The organism is Candidatus Protofrankia californiensis, from assembly GCF_900634765.1.
Taxonomy (GTDB): domain Bacteria; phylum Actinomycetota; class Actinomycetes; order Frankiales; family Frankiaceae; genus Protofrankia; species Protofrankia californiensis.
In genome coordinates, this window is sequence record NZ_CAAAFT010000021.1 from 20,015 (window position 1) to 20,862 (window position 848).

Below are 848 nucleotides of genomic sequence, written 5' to 3' on the forward strand. Positions count from 1 at the left end.
GCGCGGCACCGCAATCCGGGGCCCCGCAATCCGGGGCGCCGCAATCCGCGGCACCGCAACGCGTGGCTGCGGCTGGGCGCGGACGTTGCCGGTGGGTCTTGTGCTGTGCCTCGCCATGTGCCTCGCCGCGACAGGCTGCGGGGCGCTCGACGGCGCGGGGTCGTCCACGGACGCCGGCGGAGCGACGGGCAGGCGTGAGCAGGTCGTCACCGTCGGAACTGCCGTTGCCACCCTGCAGTCGATACCGGTGCACCCGGCCACGGCGTCGCCGCGATACCGGCGGGACGACTTCGGCCCCGCCTGGGCGGACGTCGACGACAACGGCTGCGACACGCGCAACGACATCCTGCACCGCGATCTGACGCTGGTGACCATGAAGCGGAACTCGTGCATAGTCCTGACCGGCGAGCTGAAGGATCCGTACACCAACCGGACCATCCGCTTCGACCGTTCACGGGCCGCGGACGCCGTCCAGATCGACCATGTGGTGGCGCTGGCGGACGCCTGGCGGACCGGGGCCGCCTTCTGGTCGCCGGACAAGCGCCTGGCATTCGCGAACGACCCGGAGAACCTGCTCGCGGTCAACGGTCCGACGAACCAGGACAAAAGCGACGACGACGCCTCGCAGTGGCTACCCCCGAACCGGGGATACCGCTGCCGGTACGTGGCCCGGCAGATCGGAGTGAAGGCCCGCTACGGACTGTGGGTGGATGCGACCGAGCGGGAAGCAATGATCAGAATACTGAGCGGGTGCCTGACCCAGCCCGTGCTCGGCACCACGCAGACCCACTGACGATCAACCGGCGCCGACCACCCACCGGCCGACCCACCAGCCGGTCCAGCCGCAC

The 848-nt window shown here is 70.4% G+C and carries 1 protein-coding gene; it reads left to right on the top strand.

The window, feature by feature from the left end; translation table 11 throughout:
- The first annotated feature begins 43 nt into the window (after positions 1 to 43).
- Positions 44 to 793 carry an HNH endonuclease family protein gene (locus tag DD1DGNOD_RS00860; RefSeq protein WP_430827737.1) on the top strand — a complete coding sequence of 250 codons (750 nt, stop codon included), beginning with the start codon at positions 44 to 46 and terminating at the stop codon, positions 791 to 793.
- Positions 794 to 848: the final 55 nt, after the last annotated feature.